General features: G+C 68.2%; 21 protein-coding genes. 10 read left to right on the forward strand and 11 right to left on the reverse strand.

What is annotated here, in order from left to right:
• Nucleotides 1-5 precede the first annotated feature (5 nt).
• The 3 genes from OCU_RS28230 to purM all read left to right on the forward strand — a co-directional run bounded on the left by OCU_RS28230 (nt 6) and on the right by purM (nt 3,220).
• Nucleotides 6-395, forward strand: coding sequence for a sterol carrier family protein (locus OCU_RS28230; RefSeq protein ID WP_009955028.1), 390 nt, complete (start codon nt 6-8; stop codon nt 393-395).
• Nucleotides 396-532: 137 nt separating this feature from the next.
• On the forward strand, nt 533-2,059 hold the full coding sequence (purF, locus tag OCU_RS28235) for an amidophosphoribosyltransferase (RefSeq protein ID WP_008263903.1): 1,527 nt from the start codon (nt 533-535) through the stop codon (nt 2,057-2,059).
• A gap of 66 nt (nt 2,060-2,125) precedes the next feature.
• Nucleotides 2,126-3,220, forward strand: a complete 1,095-nt coding sequence (purM, locus tag OCU_RS28240; RefSeq protein ID WP_009955025.1) for a phosphoribosylformylglycinamidine cyclo-ligase — start codon at nt 2,126-2,128, stop codon at nt 3,218-3,220.
• A 67-nt stretch (nt 3,221-3,287) separates the two neighbouring features.
• Here the strand turns inward: purM and OCU_RS28245 are convergent, their stop codons facing one another.
• Both OCU_RS28245 and ygfZ read right to left on the reverse strand, forming a co-directional pair.
• The gene (locus OCU_RS28245; RefSeq protein ID WP_008263905.1) at nt 3,288-3,473 is read right to left on the reverse strand and encodes a DUF3073 domain-containing protein; all 186 of its coding nucleotides are present in this window, start codon (nt 3,471-3,473) and stop codon (nt 3,288-3,290) included.
• Nucleotides 3,474-3,619: 146 nt separating this feature from the next.
• Nucleotides 3,620-4,714: a CAF17-like 4Fe-4S cluster assembly/insertion protein YgfZ gene (gene ygfZ, locus OCU_RS28250; RefSeq protein WP_009955024.1), complete on the reverse strand. Its 1,095-nt coding sequence runs from the start codon at nt 4,712-4,714 to the stop codon at nt 3,620-3,622.
• A 142-nt stretch (nt 4,715-4,856) separates the two neighbouring features.
• Here ygfZ and OCU_RS28255 point away from each other — a divergent pair, with 142 nt between their 5' ends.
• Nucleotides 4,857-5,726 carry an aminodeoxychorismate lyase gene (locus OCU_RS28255; protein ID WP_014379101.1) on the forward strand — a complete coding sequence of 290 codons (870 nt, stop codon included), beginning with the start codon at nt 4,857-4,859 and terminating at the stop codon, nt 5,724-5,726.
• A 253-nt stretch (nt 5,727-5,979) separates the two neighbouring features.
• Here the strand turns inward: OCU_RS28255 and OCU_RS28260 are convergent, their stop codons facing one another.
• The 6 genes from OCU_RS28260 to lmeA all read right to left on the reverse strand — a co-directional run bounded on the left by OCU_RS28260 (nt 5,980) and on the right by lmeA (nt 10,158).
• Nucleotides 5,980-6,636 (reverse strand): heme-binding beta-barrel domain-containing protein, encoded by a 657-nt coding sequence (locus OCU_RS28260; RefSeq protein ID WP_008263908.1) that lies wholly within the window; start codon nt 6,634-6,636, stop codon nt 5,980-5,982.
• A gap of 355 nt (nt 6,637-6,991) precedes the next feature.
• Nucleotides 6,992-7,294, reverse strand: a complete 303-nt coding sequence (locus OCU_RS28270; protein WP_008263909.1) for a DUF1416 domain-containing protein — start codon at nt 7,292-7,294, stop codon at nt 6,992-6,994.
• 1 nt (nt 7,295) lies between these two features.
• A complete protein-coding gene (locus tag OCU_RS28275) occupies nt 7,296-8,129 on the reverse strand; it encodes a sulfurtransferase (RefSeq protein WP_008263910.1) in 834 nt (277 codons plus the stop codon).
• Between the two features lie 37 nt (nt 8,130-8,166).
• Nucleotides 8,167-8,637, reverse strand: coding sequence for a DUF4395 domain-containing protein (locus OCU_RS28280; RefSeq protein ID WP_009955018.1), 471 nt, complete (start codon nt 8,635-8,637; stop codon nt 8,167-8,169).
• A gap of 224 nt (nt 8,638-8,861) precedes the next feature.
• Complete coding sequence (locus tag OCU_RS28285) at nt 8,862-9,296, reverse strand: thioredoxin family protein (protein WP_009955017.1); 435 nt, start codon at nt 9,294-9,296, stop codon at nt 8,862-8,864.
• A 49-nt stretch (nt 9,297-9,345) separates the two neighbouring features.
• Nucleotides 9,346-10,158: a mannan chain length control protein LmeA gene (gene lmeA / locus OCU_RS28290; protein WP_009955016.1), complete on the reverse strand. Its 813-nt coding sequence runs from the start codon at nt 10,156-10,158 to the stop codon at nt 9,346-9,348.
• Between the two features lie 169 nt (nt 10,159-10,327).
• On the opposite strand from lmeA, the gene OCU_RS28295 reads away from it, so the two are divergent.
• From OCU_RS28295 to pstB, 6 genes are all read left to right on the forward strand, one after another.
• Complete coding sequence (locus tag OCU_RS28295; protein ID WP_014379102.1) at nt 10,328-11,116, forward strand: winged helix-turn-helix transcriptional regulator; 789 nt, start codon at nt 10,328-10,330, stop codon at nt 11,114-11,116.
• Nucleotides 11,113-12,042 carry a mycothiol synthase gene (mshD, locus tag OCU_RS28300; protein WP_009955014.1) on the forward strand — a complete coding sequence of 310 codons (930 nt, stop codon included), beginning with the start codon at nt 11,113-11,115 and terminating at the stop codon, nt 12,040-12,042. The genes OCU_RS28295 and mshD overlap by 4 nt, the downstream gene beginning before the upstream one ends.
• Before the next feature lie 164 nt (nt 12,043-12,206).
• On the forward strand, nt 12,207-13,331 hold the full coding sequence (pstS, locus tag OCU_RS28305) for a phosphate ABC transporter substrate-binding protein PstS (RefSeq protein WP_014383806.1): 1,125 nt from the start codon (nt 12,207-12,209) through the stop codon (nt 13,329-13,331).
• A gap of 15 nt (nt 13,332-13,346) precedes the next feature.
• Nucleotides 13,347-14,390 carry a phosphate ABC transporter permease subunit PstC gene (gene pstC, locus OCU_RS28310; RefSeq protein WP_041784786.1) on the forward strand — a complete coding sequence of 348 codons (1,044 nt, stop codon included), beginning with the start codon at nt 13,347-13,349 and terminating at the stop codon, nt 14,388-14,390.
• Nucleotides 14,387-15,301 carry a phosphate ABC transporter permease PstA gene (pstA, locus tag OCU_RS28315; RefSeq protein ID WP_014379105.1) on the forward strand — a complete coding sequence of 305 codons (915 nt, stop codon included), beginning with the start codon at nt 14,387-14,389 and terminating at the stop codon, nt 15,299-15,301. Before pstC ends, pstA begins: the two co-directional genes overlap by 4 nt.
• 12 nt (nt 15,302-15,313) lie before the next feature.
• On the forward strand, nt 15,314-16,090 hold the full coding sequence (gene pstB / locus OCU_RS28320) for a phosphate ABC transporter ATP-binding protein PstB (RefSeq protein ID WP_008263919.1): 777 nt from the start codon (nt 15,314-15,316) through the stop codon (nt 16,088-16,090).
• Here the strand turns inward: pstB and phoU are convergent.
• The 3 genes from phoU to dusB form a co-directional block, all read right to left on the reverse strand.
• Nucleotides 16,087-16,755 carry a phosphate signaling complex protein PhoU gene (gene phoU / locus OCU_RS28325; protein ID WP_008263921.1) on the reverse strand — a complete coding sequence of 223 codons (669 nt, stop codon included), beginning with the start codon at nt 16,753-16,755 and terminating at the stop codon, nt 16,087-16,089. The two genes, pstB and phoU, sit on opposite strands and share 4 nt — an antisense overlap.
• Nucleotides 16,756-16,813: 58 nt before the next feature.
• Nucleotides 16,814-18,949: an LCP family protein gene (locus OCU_RS28330; protein ID WP_014379106.1), complete on the reverse strand. Its 2,136-nt coding sequence runs from the start codon at nt 18,947-18,949 to the stop codon at nt 16,814-16,816.
• Between the two features lie 209 nt (nt 18,950-19,158).
• Nucleotides 19,159-20,244 carry a tRNA dihydrouridine synthase DusB gene (gene dusB, locus OCU_RS28335; RefSeq protein ID WP_231119628.1) on the reverse strand — a complete coding sequence of 362 codons (1,086 nt, stop codon included), beginning with the start codon at nt 20,242-20,244 and terminating at the stop codon, nt 19,159-19,161.
• Between the last annotated feature and the right edge of the window lie 21 nt (nt 20,245-20,265).

A 20,265-nucleotide genomic window follows, 5' to 3' on the forward strand; every position in this document is an offset into this window, starting at 1 on the left:
AGGGTATGGCGCCGCGCGACAAGGCCGATCCGGCCAAGACCCGGCAGGCCGTGTTGGCCGTGGCGCAATGGTTGGCTGACGAAACCACTCCGGCACCGAGCCGTGACGAATTGGCGGCGGCCGTGCGGCTCACCGCCCGCACCCTGGCCGCGGTGGCGCCGGGACGAAGCGTGGAGCTGCGGATCCCGCCGTTCGCGGCGGTGCAATGCGTCGCCGGCCCCACGCACACCCGCGGCACTCCGCCGAATGTGGTGGAGACCGATCCGCGGACCTGGCTGCTGCTGGCCACCGGCAAGTTGTCGTTCGCCGAGGCGAAGGGCACCGGTACGCTGCGTCTTTCCGGCTCCCGAGCCGGTGAGATTGACCACTGCCTGCCGTTGTTCGATGTGGGCTGAATACAACCCTGAACTGCACCTTTAGGGTCTGGTGCGGGTATTTTGTCGCTCAACACGCCTGGTGGATTCGGCGGCTCGGCCCCGGTGCCCGTAGACTCCCTAGCGTCACCAACCGTTCCCCGGGGAGCCGCCGAATCGTGACCGCCCAAGAGCCCGACGAGGACTTCAACGCACCCCGTGAGGAATGCGGCGTATTCGGGGTCTGGGCCCCGGGCGAGGACGTCGCCAAACTCACCTATTACGGCTTGTACGCGCTGCAGCATCGCGGGCAGGAAGCCGCCGGTATCGCCGTCGCCGACGGGTCGCAGGTGCTGGTCTTCAAGGACTTGGGTTTGGTCAGCCAGGTGTTCGACGAGCAGACGCTGGGCGCCATGCCGGGTCACGTCGCCATCGGGCACTGCCGGTACTCCACCACTGGCGACACCACCTGGGAGAACGCCCAGCCGGTGTTCCGCAACACCGCGGCCGGCACCGGGGTTGCGTTGGGGCACAACGGGAATCTGGTCAACACCGCCGAACTCGCCGCCCGCGCCCGCGATGAGGGCCTGATCGCCAAACGCGCCCCGGCCCCGGCGACGACGGACTCCGACATCCTGGGCGCGCTGCTGGCCCACGGCGCCGCCGACTCCACGTTGGAGCAGGCGGCGCTGGACCTGCTGCCGACCGTGCGCGGCGCGTTCTGTTTGACCTTCATGGACGAGAACACCCTGTACGCGTGCCGCGATCCGCATGGGGTGCGGCCCCTTTCGCTCGGACGGCTGGACCGCGGCTGGGTGGTGGCCTCCGAAACGGCCGCGCTCGACATCGTCGGCGCCTCGTTCGTGCGCGACATCGAGCCGGGTGAATTGCTGGCGATCGACGCCGACGGCGTCCGCTCCACGCGTTTCGCCAACCCCACCCCCAAGGGCTGCGTCTTCGAGTACGTGTACCTGGCCCGGCCCGACAGCACGATCGCCGGCCGGTCCGTGCACGCGACCCGGGTGGAAATCGGCCGCCGGTTGGCCCGTGAACGCCCCGTGGAGGCCGACCTGGTGATCGGCGTGCCCGAGTCGGGCACCCCGGCGGCCGTCGGCTACGCGCAGGAGTCGGGCATCCCCTACGGGCAGGGCCTGATGAAGAACGCCTACGTCGGGCGCACCTTCATCCAGCCGTCCCAGACCATCCGCCAACTCGGTATCCGGCTGAAGCTCAACCCGCTTCGCGAGGTGATCCGCGGCAAGCGGCTCATCGTCGTCGACGACTCCATTGTGCGCGGCAACACCCAGCGCGCGCTGTTGCGGATGCTGCGCGAGGCCGGCGCCGTCGAGGTGCACGTGCGCATCGCGTCGCCCCCGGTCAAGTGGCCATGCTTCTACGGCATCGACTTCCCGTCGCCGGCCGAATTGATCGCGAACGCGGTCGAAGACAAAAAGGAGATGCTCGAGGCGGTGCGACACGCCATCGGTGCCGACTCGCTGGGCTATATCTCGCTGCGCGGCCTGGTCGCGGCCTCCGAACAGCCGGCCTCGCGGTTGTGCACCGCCTGCTTCGACGGCCAGTATCCGATCGAGCTGCCCGAGGAGACCGCGCTGGGCAAGAACGTCATCGAGCACATGCTCGCCAACGCCGCGCGCGGTGCCGGGCTCGACGATCTCGCGGCCGGCGAAGTGCCGGTGGTGCACTGACTCGGTTGCGCTCCTTCGCCGACGTTTGATACCGGCGGTCAGCGCCGCCCGGTAGCCTTTATCGCGATGACGGATCCCGGAAAGAGCCCCGCGCGCCACGCAGGCAGTCAGGGCATCACCTACGCGTCGGCCGGGGTGGATATCGAAGCCGGCGATCGCGCCGTCGAACTGTTCAAGCCGCTGGCGACGAAAGCCACGCGACCCGAGGTGCGGGGCGGCTTGGGCGGATTCGCCGGCCTGTTCGCGTTACGCGGCGACTACCGCGAGCCGTTGCTCGCGGCCTCCACCGATGGCGTCGGAACCAAGCTGGCGGTCGCCCAGGCGATGGACAAGCACGACACCGTCGGGCTGGACCTGGTGGCGATGGTGGTCGACGACCTCGTGGTGTGCGGCGCGGAGCCGCTGTTCCTGCAGGACTACATCGCCGTCGGCCGCACCGTGCCGGAACGGTTGAGCGCCATCGTCAGTGGCATCGCCGAAGGGTGCGTGCGGGCCGGCTGCGCGTTGCTCGGCGGCGAGACGGCCGAACACCCCGGCCTGATGGAACCGGACCACTACGACATCTCGGCCACCGGCATCGGTGTCGTCGAGGCCGACGACGTGCTGGGGCCCGATCGGGTCAAACCCGGCGACGTCATCATCGCGATGGGATCATCGGGCCTGCACTCCAACGGGTATTCGCTGGCCCGCACGGTGCTCCTCGAGATCGACCGGATGAACCTCGAAGGCTACGTCGAAGAGTTCGGCCGCACCCTGGGGGAAGAGCTGCTCGAGCCCACGCGCATCTACGCCAAGGACTGTCTCGCGCTGTGTGCCGAAACCCACGTCCGCACCTTCTGCCACGTCACCGGCGGTGGACTGGCCGGAAACCTGGCGCGCGTCATCCCGCACGGGCTGGTCGCCGAAATGGACCGCGGCACCTGGACGCCCGCGCCGGTGTTCGCCATGATCGCTCAGCGCGGCCGGGTGACACGCGAAGAGATGGAGAAGACGTTCAACATGGGCGTCGGCATGATCGCCGTCGTGGCCCCGGAAGACACCGACCGCGCGTTGGCCATCCTGACCGCACGGCACCTGGATTGCTGGGTGTTGGGCACGGTCGGCAAAGGTGGAAAGGCGGGCCCGCGGGCCAAGCTCGTCGGTCAGCACCCGAGATTCTGAGGGCCCCGGACTTCAGCTGAACTGATGCGGCGCCGGTGCTCGAGGCATCGGCGCCGAGGCGTTGGTTCTAGCGCCGCCAGCTGTCCTGGTCGTCCCAGGATCCGTCGGCGCCGTCGGTGTCCAGTTCCGTGGGCTCGTCGGAGCCAGTCCCGGACAGCTCTTGCTGAAGCCGCTGGAAGTCGGTCTGCGGAGAACTGTATTTGAGTTCTCGAGCAACCTTGGTCTGCTTTGCCTTAGCCCGGCCGCGGCCCATGGGGGAACCCCCTCGCGCAATAACGGAGCGGCCTAACGAGTAGGCGGCTCCGATCTCCTGGTGTCGTATTGTCCTGCCAACAGTTTACCGTGCCCCGCCAGTGGGCGTCGGTGCCCCCTGCTCGCTGTGGCGGACGTTACCGTTCATTATCCCGCACCGCCCCGCAACCGTTCAACGGCCAGTCGCCCGGCGCCGATCTGTTCGGTGGGAGGCAGGGAATCGACGTCGATCACGGCGGCGACCGCGGCCTCCGGACCGGTCGCCAATTCCGTCTCGGCGGGCAATCCGCGCTTGAGCAGCGCCAGCGCGATCGGTCCGAGGTCGACGTGATCGACCACGGTGCCGAGGCGGCCGACGGCACGTCCACCGGCCAGCACCGGGTCGCCCGTTGACGGCCGTTCCACCGAGCCGTCCAGGTGCAGCAACACCAGCATCCGGGGTGGCCTGCCCAGGTTGTGCACCCGCGCGACGGTCTCTTGCCCGCGGTAACAGCCTTTGTCCAGATGAACGGCGCCCTCGCCGGGGCCGCCGATCCAACCAACCTCGTGCGGGATCGTGCGTTCATCGGTGTCGACGCCGAGCCGTGGCCGCACTGCCGCGACCCGGTGGGCTTCGTAGGCCCACACGCCGCCGGGCCGCACCCCGGCCTGCGACAACCGGTTTCGCCAGTCACCGGCGTCGCCGCGCGGAACCACCAGGTCCAGTTCGACCGACCCGGCCGGCGTGCCGGGCATCCGTCGCACGAACCCGCCGTCGAGGGGAACCGCGGACAGCTCGGCGGGCAGCGCATCCACTCCGAGCGCGTCGAGGATCGTTTGGTCGGCCAACCGCGGGCCCAGCAACGAGAGCACGGCCAGATCGGCGTCGCTCGGAGTGACCTCGGACCAGAACACCATCTTGCGCAGGTATTCCAAAAGCGGCGCGGCGCGCCACGGTTCGGTGTCGAGGTAGGTGGTGCCCCCGAGCTCGGTCTGGATCCAGTGGTCCTCGACGCGGCCCTGACCGTCCAGGCTCAGATTCTGCGTGCTGGCGCCCTCGGGCAGGTTGCTGACGTGCTGCGTCGAAATGCTGTGCAACCACGTCTGGCGGTCGTTACCGGTCAAGGTGAGCACACCGCGGTGGGAGCGGTCGACCACGATCGCGTCGGTTTCGGCCGCGCGTTGCTCGCCCAGCGGGTCACCGTAATGCCAGACGGCGCCGGCGTCGGGTCCGGAATCGGGTGCGGGGACGGGGTGGCTCACACGTCAACTCTACGGCCGCCGAGTGTGCGCCCACCGAGTGTGCAGCTCGCCGCACGTTCGTCGACGACTGTGCGGCCGGCTTCACATTCGGCCTGGGAGCGGTGAGCCGATAGGCTTCTCCACCATGGCTGGCCCGAACGGTGTGATCGTCACGCTGGACGGCGAAGTCCATTCGCCGGACGCGCCGCTGTTGCACGCCGACGACCTGGCGGCGGTGCGCGGCGACGGCGTCTTCGAGACGCTGTTGGTGCGCGACGGCCGGGCCTGTCTGATCGAATCGCATCTGCAGCGGCTGACCCAGTCGGCCGTGCTGACCGATCTGCCCGCCCCGGATCTGCCGCGCTGGCGTAGTGCGATCGAGGCGGCCACGCGGCGGTGGTGCGCGGGCACCGCGGACGAAGGCGCGATGCGGCTGATCTACAGCCGTGGCCGGGAGGGCGGTTCGACGCCGACGGCCTACGTCATGGTCAACGGCGTTCCCGAACGCGTCACCGCGGTCCGACGCGACGGACTGGCGGCCATCACCCTCCATCGCGGCCTGCCCGCCACGGGCGTCGACGCGATGCCGTGGCTGCTGGCCGGCGCCAAGACGCTGTCCTACGCGGTGAACATGGCCGCCCTGCGCCACGCCGGCCGCCAGGATGCCGGTGACGTCATCTTCGTCAGCACGGACGGTTACATCCTGGAGGGCCCACGCTCGACCGTGGTGGTCGCCACCGACTCCGATGCACCCGAGGGCACGCCGTGCCTGCTGACGCCCCCGCCGTGGTATCCGATTCTGCGCGGCACCACCCAGCAGGCCCTGTTCGAGGTGGCCCGGGCAAAGGGGTACGACTGCGACTACCGGGCGCTGCGCGTCGCGGATCTGGTTGCTGCGCAAGGTGTTTGGCTGATCTCGAGCATGACGTTGGCCGCCCGGGTGCATACCCTCAACGGATTGCCGCTGCCGCGGTCGCCGATGGCGGCGGACTTCGCCGAATTGGTCGACGCCGCCATCGTCAGCGATCGCTGAGCGCTGAATCCTGTTGTCGCCTCTGGGATTCGCGGGTACGGTCGGCCGTACACAAGGAAGGAGGTGGTCCGAGAAATTGATAGCTTCATGGACATGTGAGGTGGCTGCGCGCTAGCTGCATCGGCTCGGAAGAGCTGGCGATACAGATGCGCTGGCGAATTCCCCGCAGTCACCCGGCCCCCGAGCTTCCGGTTTTGTCCGACCTGGAATACGGCTCGGGGGCCGCTCCATGCCGGCGGCCGCTACCGAGCCGCTAGCCGGCGAACCGGGACAACCGCGCCGAAAGATGCGGCACCAGGCCGCCGTCGGCGTCGACCCGCTCCTCGACATAGGCCAGATCGCCGCCCTCGACGATGCCGTAGAGCCGTTTGGCGCCGCCGACCAGCACGCCGGATCTGCTGCGGGCCAGCGCATCGGTCACCAGCTCCCACGACGACTGGGTGCGCGGGCGCCCGTAGAACAGTTCGACATAGCCCGCCGAATGGGCCAACAGGAGCTCGATCGCCTGGGATTCGCTGGGGTCGTCGGGATCGTTGACGAAGCGCCAGAAACCGGTCTCACGCAGGTCGCGCTCCTGGTAATCGCCCGTCGCGCTCAGCCGCCAGGATCGCGATTCCCAGTTGAGATAGTCGCCGCCGTCGTGAGAGACCACGATCTGCTGGCCGAACCGGTAGTCGCCGTCGTGGCCGCGGCCCTCGCCTTCGCCGCGCCACACGCCGACCAGCGGCAGCAACGCCAGCAGCGCGTCATTGAGATTCGCGCCCTCGCGCAGGTTGGCGGTGTCGGCGGGTAGGGGCAGGTCATCGAAGGACGGGATGTTGCGGCCGGCGGTCACCTTGGCGCGCTCAGCGGCGGCGGCCACCGCCCGGTCGCCGGAACTAGCCGCACTCAACGGTTCGTCGGAGGTCATGGTCGCTCCTCCCCATCGCTGCGCTCTGGATCGTCGCCGGCGGGGGTCATGTGCGCCGCTCCTCCCCATCGCTGCGCTCTGGATCGTCGCCGGCGGGGGTCATGTGCGCCGCTCCTCCCCATCGCTGCGCTCTGGATCGTCGCCGGCGGGGGTCATGTGCGCCGCTCCTCCCCATCGCTGCGCTCTGGATCGTCGCCGGCGCGCGTCACGACTCGTCAGTGATGAGCCGGTAGAGGGTGTAGAGGGCGAACCATGAAATCACCACGACCGCCACAACCAGCATGATCTCGAAGAACAGCACCACGGGGACAAGTCTATTCGTCCCGTCGCGGCACAGTCGCGGGCAGCTGGCCGATCAGGCGATCTTGACGTCGACCTCGTGGATGCCGGCGCCCGACGGCGTCACGACGGCGTTCCCGTTGCCGGCCGCCGACAGTGCGCGCAGCGTCCAGGATCCGGGAGCGGCGAAGAACCGGAAGTCACCGGTGGCCGAGGCCACCACCTCGGCGGTGAACTCGTCCGACGAGTCCAGCAAGCGGACGAACGCGCCACCCACTGCCTGGCCATCGCCGTCCACGACGCGGCCGGTGATCACCGTTTCCTTTTCCAGGTCGACGCTGGCGGGCAACGTCAGTCCTTGCTTCGGTGCAGAGCACATATCAGCTTCCCAACTCGATCGGGGCCCCCACCAGGGAACCGTATTCCGTCCAACTGCCGTCGTAGTTCTTGACATTCCTGTGCCCGAGCAATTCGTAGAGAACGAACCAGGTGTGCGACGACCGCTCGCCGATGCGGCAGTAGGCGATCGTTTCTTTGTCGCCGTCCAGGCCGGCCGCGGCGTACAGCTCGGCCAGCTCCTCGTCGGACTTGAAGGTGCCGTCCTCGTTGGCGGCCTTGCTCCAAGGCACGTTGATGGCGCCCGGGATGTGGCCGGGCCGCTGGCTTTGTTCCTGCGGCAAATGCGCGGGCGCCAGGATCTTGCCGGAAAACTCGTCGGGGGAACGCACGTCGACGAGGTTCTTGACGTTGATGGCCGCGATGACGTCGTCGCGGAACGCCCGGATGCTGTTGTCCGGTGCGGCCGCCGTGTACGACGTCGCGGGCCTGCTGACGGTATCGCTGGACAGTGCGCGGCCGTCGAGCTCCCACTTCTTGCGGCCGCCGTCGAGCAGCTTGACCTTCTCGTGGCCGTACAGCTTGAAGTACCAGTACGCGTAGGCGGCGAACCAGTTGTTGTTGCCGCCGTAGAGGATCACGGTGTCGTCATTGGAGATGCCGCGCTCGCTGAGCAGTTTCGAGAACTGCTGGGCGTCGACGAAGTCGCGCTTGACCGGGTCCTGCAAATCGGAGCGCCAGTCCAGCTTGATCGCGCCGGGGATGTGACCGGCGTCGTAAGCGCTGGTGTCCTCGTCGACTTCGACAAAGACGACGCCGGACGCGTCGAGATTGCTCTCAGCCCAGTCGGTCGAGACCAGGACGTCGGAGCGTGCCATGGAGTGGGTCCTTTCGATCACTTTTGGTTACAGCAGGTCAGGTGGGGCGCGCGCCGCCTCGCAAGCGGGCCACCAGTGGGTAGAGCTGGCAGCCCAGGCAGATTCCGAAGGCCGCGTTGAGGAACGCGGCCGCCAGGGCGGCCGCGGTGGCGATGACGCCGACCAGGACGGCACCGGCGGCGAAACCGGCCGTACCCAGCACGGCGAAGATCAGGCCGACGAGTTGGGCGAACTTCAGCGGCGCGGCGGGTTCGCGGTCCTGCACCGGGTCCAGCCGGGGCGCGACGACGGCGGCGAATATCCGGCCGTAGGGGTGCTGGCGGGGCCCGGCGACGGCGCCGATGGCGAAGATGACGGCCTGGATGGCAAGGATCGCCGCCGCGGCGGCCGGGCTGACCGCCGACACGACCAGCGTCAGGATCAAGACCCCGGTGGTCACCCACGCGGCAAATCGTGGTCCACGCACGTCGACGAGGTCGGGCTGCGTGGCGGTGTTGCTGCTCGGCAAGGTGTTACTCCTCGAATACCCCTGTTGCTGACGGAAATGACGATGGGAGAGGTGCCACGGTCGGGATCCGGGCCCGCTCCGAGTGCTACGCGAAGGCGCGGCTACTCAGCAGCAACAGCAACAACAACAGCCCGCGGTGCGGCACAGCGCAACTGCGCGGCGCTTGGTGAGCATGGGCTCGAGGCGGGCTAACACGTCGGTCAGCTTACCCAATGACACCGTGGTCAAGCCAACAGCGGTTTCAGGGCGGACCGCAGGTCGGCGGCGCTGGGCACTCCCGAGGTCCGGTAGCGCTGCCGCCCGTCGATGTCGAAGATCAACGTGGTGGGCAGGGACAGCACCGAATAACGGCGCGCGGTCTCGGGATTGGCGTCCAGGTCGACCTCGACGTGGGCTATCGGAGATCCCGGGTCGCCCAGGTCGTCGCAGACCTGGGTGACGACCCGGCGCACCCGGTCGCACGGCCCGCACCACGGGGCGCTGAAATGCACGACGGTCGGGCCGCCGCGGGAAAGTCCCAGGGCTGCGACGTCGGCGGCGGGGTCGCGATCCGGCCCGGGATCGATTTCCCGGATGCTGCCGGAGCGGCGGGTCAACAGCCAGCCGAGCAGCGTCGCGACGGCGAGCGCGGCGACGGTCACCACGATCACCGTCATCATGCGCGCCACCCCTGGCCATCGCCGCGTTCGGCGGCATCGTCAGCGTGCGTCATGACCGTTTAAACCCATCGAGGGACACCGTTACTCCATAGGTGATGCCCTCGATGATGACGTCGGAGCCGCGCGCGCCCTCGGTGGTGGGCGCGACGCCGAAGGGAAGCCGCTGATCGGGAAGCCTGCCCGCGAAGGCGTGCAGCACCGCGTAGTGCTTGTCGGCCGGGACGGTCTGGTCGGCGGTGTCCGGCCCGGTCAGCACGCCGGTGGGGGTGAAGACCAACGTCGCCGGGTCGTCGGGGGCGATGGACAGGTCGACCGAGACGCTGACGCGGTGATCGAAGCCGGAGGATTTGGGCGTGCCGGTGAACACCAGCCCGTGGCTGTCGGAGATGCCCGACGCGGTGACGCCGCCGGTCGAGGTGTTGGTTTCCTTGGGCGGGGCCTCGACCATCAGGTCGCTGATGCCCAGGTAGCGGCCCAGGTGGGTCGAGTCGATGATGATGCGGCTTTCCAGCTTGTGCACCGCGAGCTTCGCGTCGCGCGTGATCAGCCACGACGCACGCGCGAGATCCACCGAGTACATCGTGGCCTCGAGGGTGGCTTTGCCGGTCATCGCGTGTTCGACGGCGTTGGCCTTGATCTCCACCTGGTCGTAGTTGCCGCGCATGGCCTGCGGAATGAAGGGAAACGCCACGATGGCCACGAACGGGTCGCTGCCCAGGTTGGCCGCCTTGCGCACGCTGGCCGACAGCCGGTATTCGGCATAGATGCTGGTGCCGTAGTCGACTCCGATCGCGCCGAGGGCGACCACGGCCAGCAGGATCGCGGTCGCGGTCACGGCAATCAGCACCTTGCGCACCCGCATATTGTGGCGTAACCCCCGGCGGGGCCGGATCGCCCGTGGCGGGGCTCACAGTGGCTCGTCCGCCACGCGAAAAAACCAGGTAACACGTTATCGTTAGATGACCTGGTAACTAACGCGTGATGGCGTTGTGAATTTGGGAGATGCCGTTCCCCCGAGCTGGAGGGACTAGTTGGAGCTTTTACTGCTGACCTCGGAGCTGCATCCCGATCCGGTCCTGCCCTCGTTGTCGCTGCTTCCGCATCCCGTGCGGACGGCGCCGCCGGAACCAGCTTCGCTGCTCGAGGCCGGGACGGCGGACGCCGTGATCGTGGATGCGCGCACCGATTTGTCGTCCGCGCGTGGGCTGTGCCGCCTGCTGAGCACCGCCGGCCGGTCGGTTCCCGTGTTGGCGGTGGTGAGCGAAGGCGGGCTGGTGGCCATCAGCGCGGACTGGGGTCTCGACGAGATCCTGCTGCCCACCACCGGGCCGGCCGAGATCGACGCGAGGCTGCGGCTGGTGGTCGGCCGCCGCGGCGGGCTCGCGGACCAGGAAAGCGCCGGCAAGGTGAGCCTGGGCGAGTTGGTGATCGACGAAGGCACCTACACCGCCCGGCTGCGTGGCCGCCCGCTCGATCTCACCTACAAGGAATTCGAGTTGCTCAAGTACCTGGCTCAGCACGCCGGGCGGGTATTCACGCGGGCGCAGCTGCTGCATGAGGTGTGGGGGTACGACTTCTTCGGCGGCACCCGCACCGTCGATGTGCACGTGCGTCGGCTGCGGGCCAAACTCGGTTCCGAGCACGAGGCGTTGATCGGCACGGTCCGCAACGTGGGTTACAAGGCGGTCCGCCCGGCCCGCGGCCGCGCTCCGGCGACCGACTCGTCCGACCCCGACGGCACGGATGGCGGCGAATCCGGTGCGGAATCCGACTCCGAGGACGTCAAAGATCCGTTGGTCGATCCCTTGCACACTCAGTGATCCCGCCCGACTGGCGCCGGACGCTGACCGACGACGAACAGCGGGGCGTGCGCGAACTTGTCGGTGCTGCAACGGAATTCGATGGGGTGGCGCCCGTCGGCGAGCAGGTACTGCGCGAACTCGGACATGACCGCACCGAGCACCTGCGGATCACCTCGGACGACGCCGGCGCAATCATCGGTTATCTCAATCTCAGCCCGGCCCGCGAGGGTGAGACGGCCATGGCCGAACTCGTCGTGCACCCACGGGCGCGTCGGCGCGGGATCGGGGCCGCGCTGATTCGCGCGGCGTTGGCCAAAACGGGTGCGAGCAACCGGTTTTGGGCGCACGGCACGCTCGAGCCCGCCCGCGCGACCGCGTCCGCGTTGGGCCTGGCGCCCGTGCGGGAACTGATGCAGATGCGACGCTCACTGCGCGATCTCCCCGACACCGCGCCGTCGGTGCCGGGGGTGCAGATCCGCACCTATTCGGGCACGGCCGACGACGCCGAGCTACTGCGCGTCAACAACGCCGCGTTTGCCTACCACCCCGAGCAGGGCGGCTGGACCGAGGTCGAACTGGCGGAGCGGCGCGACGAACCGTGGTTCGACCCGGCCGGCTTGTTTCTGGCGTTCGATGACTCCGCCGGCGATCAGGGCGGCAGGCTGCTGGGTTTTCACTGGACGAAGGTGCACCTCGATCGGCCCGGTTTGGGGGAGGTGTACGTCGTGGGCGTCGATCCGTCGGCCCAGGGCCGCGGACTGGGCCAGGCGTTGACCGCCGTCGGCATCGAATGGTTGGCCCGCCGCCTGGCCGACACCGCCGATCCCACCGTGATGCTCTACGTCGAGTCGGACAACGTCGCCGCCGTGCGCACCTACCAGCGCTTGGGGTTCACCACCTACAGCGTCGACACCGCATACGCGGTCACACCCGCGGCCAACTGACCGCGGGTACGCGGGGCATCGAGCCGGATCGTTAACCTGGTCCTTGCTACCGAGGCGTTGCTGCGCGCCGGGGCGGCGCATACTTTCGCCGCGACGGGCAACCTGGCAGGGGATTACCAGCGGCGCCCACATGCGTCTTGAACGGTGTCATGAAAGCGAGATCGGTGAAGCTCGACAGGCAGGGCAGGGCGGCGGCCGCGGTGGCGCTGGCGACGGCACTCGGCGTCGCGGCGCTGGCCGCCTGCGGCAGCGACGAGAACCGTCCCGGAGCCGCGGCGCCCAGCGTCACCGCCCCCGCGGGCACCGCGGGGTGTGGCGGCAAGAACAACCTGACGGCGGAAGGCTCGACCGCGCAAGCGAACGCCATCACCGTCTTCAACCAGGTGTGGGGCCAGTACTGCCCGGGCAAGGGTCTGGCCTATAACCCGACCGGGTCGGGCGCCGGTCGCGAGCAGTTCATCGCCGGGCACGTGGACTTTGCGGGGGCCGACTCTCCGTTGGTCGCCGAACAGATCGGTCCGGCCGCTAGCCGGTGCGGCGGGAACCCGGCGTGGGACCTGCCCCTGGTGTTCGGCCCGATCGCGCTCGCCTACAACCTGCCGGGGAATCCGGCCCTGGTGGTCAGCAGTGACGCGGTGGCCAAAATTTTCACCGGCAAGATCACCACGTGGAACGACCCCATCCTGGTCGGGCTCAACCCGGGAGTGGCCCTGCCCGACACCAGGATCACGCCGATCTACCGGTCCGACTCGTCGGGAACCACCGACAACGTGCAGAAGTATCTGACCGCCGCCGCCCCGCAGAGCTGGGCCAAAGGGGTCGGTACGGAATTCCAGGGCGGCGTCGGCGAGGGCGCGGCGAAGTCGTCCGGGGTCATCCAGGCGGTCCAGGCCATTCCGGGCGCCATCGGATACGTCCAGAAGGGCTTCGCCGACCAGGCGCGCATGTCCTACGCCAAAATCGCCACCCGCGGCGGGGTGGTCCCGCTCACCAACGACACGGCCGGAAACGCCATCAAGGCGGCCAAATTCCTCGGCGAGGGAAACGACCTGTTGCTCGACCTCAACGCCATGTACGGCTCGCAGGAGCCGGGCGTCTATCCGCTGGTGCTCGTGACCTACGAGATCGTCTGCTCCAAGGGCTACGACGCCGAGACCGCCGGGGCAATCAAATCGTTCCTCTCCATCGCCGCCACCAGCGGGCAGGCCGAACTTTCCTCGGCCGGTTACATTCCGCTGCCCGATAAGGTCAAGGAACGACTGGTCGCCGCCATCGATGCGCTGCAGTGACCAGGTGAGATCGCAGTGACGGAGTTTTCGGGGCCAAACCCAATCGACTCGGGCGCGGGCGCGGTCCTCGCCACGTCCATTCCCGAGTCGCCGACGACACCCACCAGCCCGTGGGGCGAGGCCCGACCACATGTGGGAGACCGGATATTCCGGCGGCTCGCGCAGACCTCGGGCGTGCTGATCATCGTCGTGATCGCCGCGATCGCCGTCTTCCTGCTCGGGCGCGCGGCACCGGCGTTGCAGCGCGACCGCGAGAACTTCTTCAGCTACGGCGGTAACTGGGTCACCACCGACACGTCGGCGATGCACTTCGGGATCGCCAGCCTGTTGCCGGTGACCGTGTTCGTGTCGCTGTTCGCGTTGACCTTGGCCATGCCCGTCGCGCTGGGCGTCGCCCTCTTCATCACCCAGTACGCGCCGCGGCGCGTGGCGACGCCGCTGGCCTACGCGGTCGATCTGCTGGCCGCGGTTCCCTCGATCATCTACGGCGCCTGGGGCCTTTATGTGTTGGCGCCGCAACTGCGGCCCATCGCCACCTGGCTCAACCGTTCCATGGGCTGGTGCTTTCTGTTCGCCGACGGCAACGCGTCGGCCGCCGGCGGCGGCACCATCTTCACCGGCGGCATCGTCTTGGCGGTGATGATCCTGCCGATCGTCACCGCCGTCACCCGCGAGGTCTTCGTCCAGACACCGCAGGACCAGATCGAAGCCGCGCTGGCGCTGGGCGCCACCCGATGGGAAGTGGTCAAGACCGTCACCCTGCCGTTCGGGCGGTCCGGCTACATCAGCGGCGGGATGCTGGGGCTGGGTCGCGCGCTGGGCGAAACGGTCGCGCTGCTGATCATCTTGCGGGGCACCCAGTCGGCGTTCGGCTGGTCGCTGTTCGACGGCGGCTCCACCTTCGCCACCAAGATCGCGGGCGCCGCGGCCGAGTTCGACGACCGGTTCAAGTCGGGCGCCTACATCGCCGCGGGCCTGACACTCTTCGCGCTCACCTTCCTCGTCGACGCCCTGGCCCGGGGCGCCGTCGCCGGGGCCGGCCGAAAGGCCGCGCGATGACGTCGATGCTGGACCGCCCGCTCAAGTCGCGGACGTTCTCACCGCTGTCCCGGCGCCGCCGTACCGCGAATCGTGTTGCGACCGTACTGGTTTCGCTGGCATTGCTGGTGGCCGTGGCGCCGCTGGTGATGGTGCTGTGGTCGGTGACCGTCAAGGGAGTCAGGGCGATCACCTCCACCGTCTGGTGGTCGCACTCGCAAGCCGGGATGACGGCCTTCGTGACCGGCGGCGGCGCCTACCATGCGCTGGTCGGCACCGTGCTGCAGGGATTGGTGTGCGCCGCCATCTCCATTCCGATCGGTCTGATGGTCGCGATCTATCTGGTCGAATACGGCGGCGGCACTGCGCTGGGCCGGTTGGCCTCGTTCATGGTGGACATCCTGAGCGGGGTGCCCTCGATCGTGGCGGCGTTGTTCGTCTACGCGTTGTGTGTGGCCACGCTGGGCCTGCCCCGCTCGGAGTTCGCGGTATCGCTGGCGCTGGTGTTGCTGATGCTGCCGGTGATCGTGCGGGCGACCGAGGAAATGCTGCGGGTGGTTCCGGTGGATCTGCGCGAGGCCAGCTACGCCCTGGGCATCACCAAGTGGAAGACCATCGTCCGGGTGGTCATTCCCACCGGGCTGTCCGGCATCGTCACCGGGATCTTGCTGGCGATGGCACGGGTGATGGGGGAGACGGCGCCGCTGTTGATCCTCGTCGGCTATGCGCAATCGATGAACTTCAACATCTTCAGCGACTTCATGGGGACGCTGCCAGGCATGATGTACAACCAGACGTCGGTCGGCGCGGGCCTCAACCCCATCCCCACGGATCGGTTGTGGGGTGCCGCGTTAACCCTCATCCTGGTGATCGCCGCGATCAATATCGTGGCTCGAGTGATAGCGAAATTCCTTGGCGCCAGAAAGTCATAGGCAGGAGCAGTAGTGGCCAAACGGTTGGACCTCAAGGGCGTCAACATCTACTACGGGTCGTTTCACGCCGTCGCGGAGGTGACGCTGACGGTGTTGCCGCGCAGTGTCACCGCGTTCATCGGCCCGTCGGGGTGCGGCAAGACGACGGTGCTGCGCACCCTCAACCGCATGCATGAGGTGGTGCCCGGCGGGCGCGTCGAGGGCAGCGTGCTGCTCGACGACGAGGACATCTACGGCGCCGGTGTCGACCCGGTCGGTGTGCGCCGGGCCATCGGGATGGTGTTCCAGCGTCCGAACCCGTTCCCCGCCATGTCAATTCGCGACAACGTGGTGGCCGGCCTGAAGCTGCAAGGGGTGCGCAATCGCAAGGTGCTCGATGAGACGGCCGAATACTCACTGCGCGGCGCGAACCTGTGGGACGAGGTCAAGGATCGGTTGGACCGGCCCGGTGGTGGTCTGTCCGGCGGGCAGCAGCAGCGGCTGTGCATCGCCAGGGCCATCGCCGTGCAGCCCGACGTGCTGCTCATGGACGAGCCGTGCTCGGCGCTGGACCCGATCTCGACGATGGCCATCGAGGAGCTGATCAGCGAGCTGAAGCAGGACTACACGATCGTCATCGTCACCCACAACATGCAGCAGGCGGCCCGGGTCAGCGACTACACCGCGTTTTTCAACCTGGAAGCCGTCGGGAAACCGGGGCGGCTGATCGAGGTCGACGACACCGAGAAGATCTTTTCCAACCCGAATCAAAAGGCGACCGAGGACTACATCTCGGGCCGCTTCGGCTAGCTGGACGGCGGTTTCGCCTCTTCCTCGGGCAGTCTGCCGGTCGCCTGGAAAATGACGCGCCTGGCCACCTCGACGGCGTGGTCGGCGAAACGCTCGTAGAAGCGGCCCAGCAACGTCACGTCGACGGCCGCCGCCACGCCGTGCTTCCATTCCCGGTCCATCAGCACCGAGAACAGGTGCCGGTGCAGATCGTCCATCGCGTCGTCTTCTTCGCGGATCCGGGCCGCCTTCTCCGGGTCGCGCGACAACACCACCTCTTGGGCGCTGTTACCCAATTCGACTGCGATGCTGCCCATTTCGGCGAAGTAGCCGTTGACCTCTTCGGGCAGGGCGTGCTGGGGATGCCGCCGTCGGGCGATCTTGGCGACGTGCAACGCCAGCGCACCCATGCGGTCGATGTCCGCCACCATCTGAATGGCGCTCACGATCGACCGCAGATCACCGGCCACCGGCGCCTGCAATGCCAGCAGCACAAACGCGCTTTCCTCGGCGCGCGCGCTCATCGCGGCGATCGCTTCGTGGTCGGAGATCACTTGTTCGGCCAGCACCAAGTCGGCCTGCAGCAGGGCTTGGGTGGCCCGCTCCATGGCGATTCCTGCCAAGCCGCACATCTCGCCGAGCCGCTCGGATAACTCCGAGAGTTGCTCGTGGTAGGCGGTTCGCATGTCGTCAAGGATACGTTCCCCGCGTCCCAGACAGGTCGCGGAGCGCCGTCAAAACGGCTTATTCGCAGGTGGTGTCGGCCGCGTTGGTGACGGTCAGGTCCTCGGGGAGCTTGGCCGGCGCGTTGCTCGAGCCGCGTTCGATCTGCAAACTCATCGGCGAGCCGCTCGGCGAGGGGGCGGTGACCGACTTGAAGTCCGGGCCGAGAACCACCTGCACGACCTGCCCGTAGCCGGACACCCGCTGGACCTTGGCGTTGGCGAACGAGGACGCCACGGTGGCCGCGGCCTCTTCGTTGCCGGGCGAGAACAGCACCGTCGTCGCGGTCACCGAACTCGGATAATCGTCGGGGGCCATCACGTTGAAGCCGTCCCGCTTGAGCTGGGTGGTCGCGGTCGCCGCCAGCCCGGTCTGCGTGGTGGCGTTGGAAACCCGCACGGTCACACCGCTCGGCGAGGTCGTGGTGACCTGCTCGTGTTGGGCCTCCGGCGTCGGGGACGGTTTCCTGGTGGTCGGGGCCTTCGACGCGCCCGTCGTGCCCGAGCCGGACGAGGCGCTCAAATTCTTTGCGTTCTGGTCGTTTTCCTCCGGCAGCGGATCGTCATTGATGATGGCGTCGAACAGCGCCCGCATGTCGGACATCCGCGGCGGCTCGTCGCCGTTCTGGTCGGTGACGCCGGTGGGCACCGTCACGAACGTGACGTGGCCGGCCGCCATCCCCTGCAACGACTGACCTAGCTGCACCAGGTCCTTGGACTTCACGTTGTCGACGACGGTGTCGCTGATGAACATGTTGACGACGTTGTTGAGCTTGTTGAGGTCAAGCAGCGTGTCCGCCGAGATCAACGACCTCAGCAGCGACGACAAGAACAGCTGCTGGCGCTTGATGCGGCCGTAGTCCCCGTTGATCTCCGTGGTGACCTGGCGGGCCCGCACGTAATTCAGCGCGGTGGAACCGTCGAGAACCTGGCGCCCGCCGTGTTCGAGCACGGTGCCCAGCTCGTAGTCGTGCAGCGGGGTGCTCGAGCACACCTCGACGCCGCCGAGGGCATCCACCATTTTCGCGAAGCCGGAGAAGTCGACGGCGATGAAGCGGTTGATGCTCAATCCGGACAGCTTCTGGATTTCCTTCACCAGACACTTCGGGCCGCCGAAGGCGAACGCGGAGTTCAGTTTGGTCTCGGTGTAGACCATCTTCGGTCCCCACGTCTGCGTCTTCGCGTCGTAGAGCGGGCCGTACTTGCCGGTGGTGGGGTCCCAGGCCTCGCACTGCATCGGGGTGATCGCCAGGTCGCGCGGGAACGACACCGCCACCACGCGTTTGCGATTGGCCGGGATGTTCACCAGCATGACGGTGTCCGAGCGGGCGCCGTCGGCGTCGTCGGTGTCGCCGGCGCCCATGTTGGCGTTGTCCCCGGCGCGCGAGTCGAGGCCGACGATCAAGAAGTCTTCGTCGCCGTATTGCCCGTTCGCGTCGCGGATGTCGTCCGAGTGCGGGTCGAGTGCGTTGATCGTGTTGAGCCGGGCGTTCTTCGACGTGCTCCACTGCCAGGCCCCGCCGGTCATCACCAGCGCCAGCACGGCGGCCAGCGCCGCCACCGAGCGGCCGGCCAGCAGCATCGGGCGCCGGCGTTTGGGCTCCTCGGCGGCGGTGTCGACGGCGCCGGATGCCGGCTCGTCGGGCTCGTCCTCGTTCGGGTAGTCGGCGTCCATGAGCTCGCGAAGCTCGGAGACCGCGTCGAACGAGTAGGCGAGGTCGTCGATGACCTGTGTTTTCTGCAGCTCGAGCGGCGGTTCGGGCTCGGGCCGGAAGGCTTGGGGGCGGGGCTCGAAGAATTCGGGTTCGGGGAATTCGGGCTCGGGGAATTCGGGCTCGGAAGGCTCGACCTCCGGGGCCGCGCGTCTGTGGATGGGCCGGTCGGGGGCACCGATTTTGGCGATCAGATCGGCGACGCTGACCCCGCCCCCGGCGTGGCTTCCGGTGTGCTCGGTGTCGTCGACTTCCTGCGGCGCGGCGGGCTCGACGGCCGTTTCGGGCTGCCAGCGATGGATGTTGTCGTCGGGCGGCGGTTCGAAGAATCGCTCCCAGGGAGCGGCGCCCAGGCTCGGCGACGGGCCCGTCGGGATCGGTTGGGCGTGAACCTCGCCCGGTGCATGCCGACCGTTACGAGTGGCGTCGCGCTCGCCGTCACTCATGTCCTACCGGCCTCCGAAGCTCTGATGCAGACGTCAGCGTGTCCGTGCGTGGTGGCAGCGCGGCGCCGCTCGTGTCGGCGCGACGGCTCGTGCCATCCGTTTTCGTCGCGCCCGTGCGGCGGCACAAAATCATCCGCCGTCCAAGCGCATGCAACAAAGCCCACATCGTACTGAGTTATCGGTCCGGAAGCGATTTCGAGCCGGTGGACTCAGCCGCCGGAGTGCATGACGTCGGCGCCGGCCGGCACCGTGCAGTCGTCGGGGTCGTCCAGCCAGCCTTCCGGGAGCACGACCCGGGCGGGTGAACCCTGCCGGCCCCGGGGCCCGCTCGCCTCGTCCGGGAAGGGCACGTTGGCGTCCAATCGGTCGAGAAGGCGGTCCAGCTCGTCGAGCGTCTTGACCATTGCCAGCGCTCGGCGCAGCTCGGAGCCGGCGGGAAAGCCGTGCAGGTACCACGCGATGTGCTTGCGGATGTCGCGCATGCCCTTGTCCTCGCCGAAGTGCGCGGCCAGCAGCTGGCCGTGCCGGCGGACGATGTCGGCGACCTCGCCCAGCGTCGGTGGTGTGGGCGGAGGGCTGCCGGTGAAAGCCGCCGACAGCTCGGCGAAGAGCCACGGGCGGCCCAGGCAGCCGCGGCCGATGACCACGCCGTCGCATCCGGTGGCGGCCATCATCGTCAGGGCGTCGCTGGCGTCGTAGATGTCGCCGTTGCCGAGCACCGGGATCGTGCGCACATGCTGCTTCAGCCGGGCGATCTCGTCCCAATCGGCGGTGCCGGAGTAGCGTTGCGCCGCCGTGCGGGCGTGCAGCGCGACCGCGGCGGCGCCCTCGGCTTCGGCGATACGTCCGGCGTCGAGGTGCGTGTGGTGCTCGTCGTCTATGCCGATGCGGAACTTGACGGTCACCGGTATCTGGGTGCCCTCGGTGGCGCGCACGGCCGCGGCGACGATCTGGCCGAACAGCCGCCGCTTGTAGGGCAGCGCCGACCCGCCGCCGCGCTTGGTCACCTTGGGCACCGGGCAGCCGAAATTCATGTCGATGTGATCGGCCAGGCCTTCGTCGGCGATCATCTTGGCGGCCGCGTAGGTGGTCGCGGGGTCGACGGTGTAGAGCTGCAGCGACCGGGGCGACTCGTCGGGGGCGAACGTGGTCATGTGCATGGTGACCGGGTGACGCTCGACGAGCGCGCGGGCCGTCACCATCTCGCAGACGTAGAGGCCGCTGACGGTGCCGACCTTGGATCGCTCCAACTCACGGCACAGCGTCCGGAAGGCGACGTTGGTGACGCCAGCCATCGGTGCCAGAACCACCGGGCT

It is taken from the genome of Mycobacterium intracellulare ATCC 13950 (assembly GCF_000277125.1).
Taxonomy (GTDB): Bacteria; Actinomycetota; Actinomycetes; order Mycobacteriales; family Mycobacteriaceae; genus Mycobacterium; species Mycobacterium intracellulare.

What these genes read in the sequence shown, in the direction of transcription:
- OCU_RS28230 (WP_009955028.1), top strand. Translation starts at nt 6, where the DNA reads ATGGCGCCGCGCGACAAGGCCGATCCGGCCAAGACCCGGCAGGCCGTG.
- purM (WP_009955025.1), top strand. Translation starts at nt 2,126, where the DNA reads ATGACGGATCCCGGAAAGAGCCCCGCGCGCCACGCAGGCAGTCAGGGC.
- OCU_RS28245 (WP_008263905.1), bottom strand. Translation starts at nt 3,473, where the DNA reads ATGGGCCGCGGCCGGGCTAAGGCAAAGCAGACCAAGGTTGCTCGAGAA.
- OCU_RS28260 (WP_008263908.1), bottom strand. Translation starts at nt 6,636, where the DNA reads ATGACCTCCGACGAACCGTTGAGTGCGGCTAGTTCCGGCGACCGGGCG.
- OCU_RS28270 (WP_008263909.1), bottom strand. Translation starts at nt 7,294, where the DNA reads ATGTGCTCTGCACCGAAGCAAGGACTGACGTTGCCCGCCAGCGTCGAC.
- OCU_RS28275 (WP_008263910.1), bottom strand. Translation starts at nt 8,129, where the DNA reads ATGGCACGCTCCGACGTCCTGGTCTCGACCGACTGGGCTGAGAGCAAT.
- OCU_RS28285 (WP_009955017.1), bottom strand. Translation starts at nt 9,296, where the DNA reads ATGATGACGGTGATCGTGGTGACCGTCGCCGCGCTCGCCGTCGCGACG.
- lmeA (WP_009955016.1), bottom strand. Translation starts at nt 10,158, where the DNA reads ATGCGGGTGCGCAAGGTGCTGATTGCCGTGACCGCGACCGCGATCCTG.
- pstA (WP_014379105.1), top strand. Translation starts at nt 14,387, where the DNA reads ATGACGTCGATGCTGGACCGCCCGCTCAAGTCGCGGACGTTCTCACCG.
- phoU (WP_008263921.1), bottom strand. Translation starts at nt 16,755, where the DNA reads ATGCGAACCGCCTACCACGAGCAACTCTCGGAGTTATCCGAGCGGCTC.
- OCU_RS28330 (WP_014379106.1), bottom strand. Translation starts at nt 18,949, where the DNA reads ATGAGTGACGGCGAGCGCGACGCCACTCGTAACGGTCGGCATGCACCG.
- dusB (WP_231119628.1), bottom strand. Translation starts at nt 20,244, where the DNA reads ATGGCTGGCGTCACCAACGTCGCCTTCCGGACGCTGTGCCGTGAGTTG.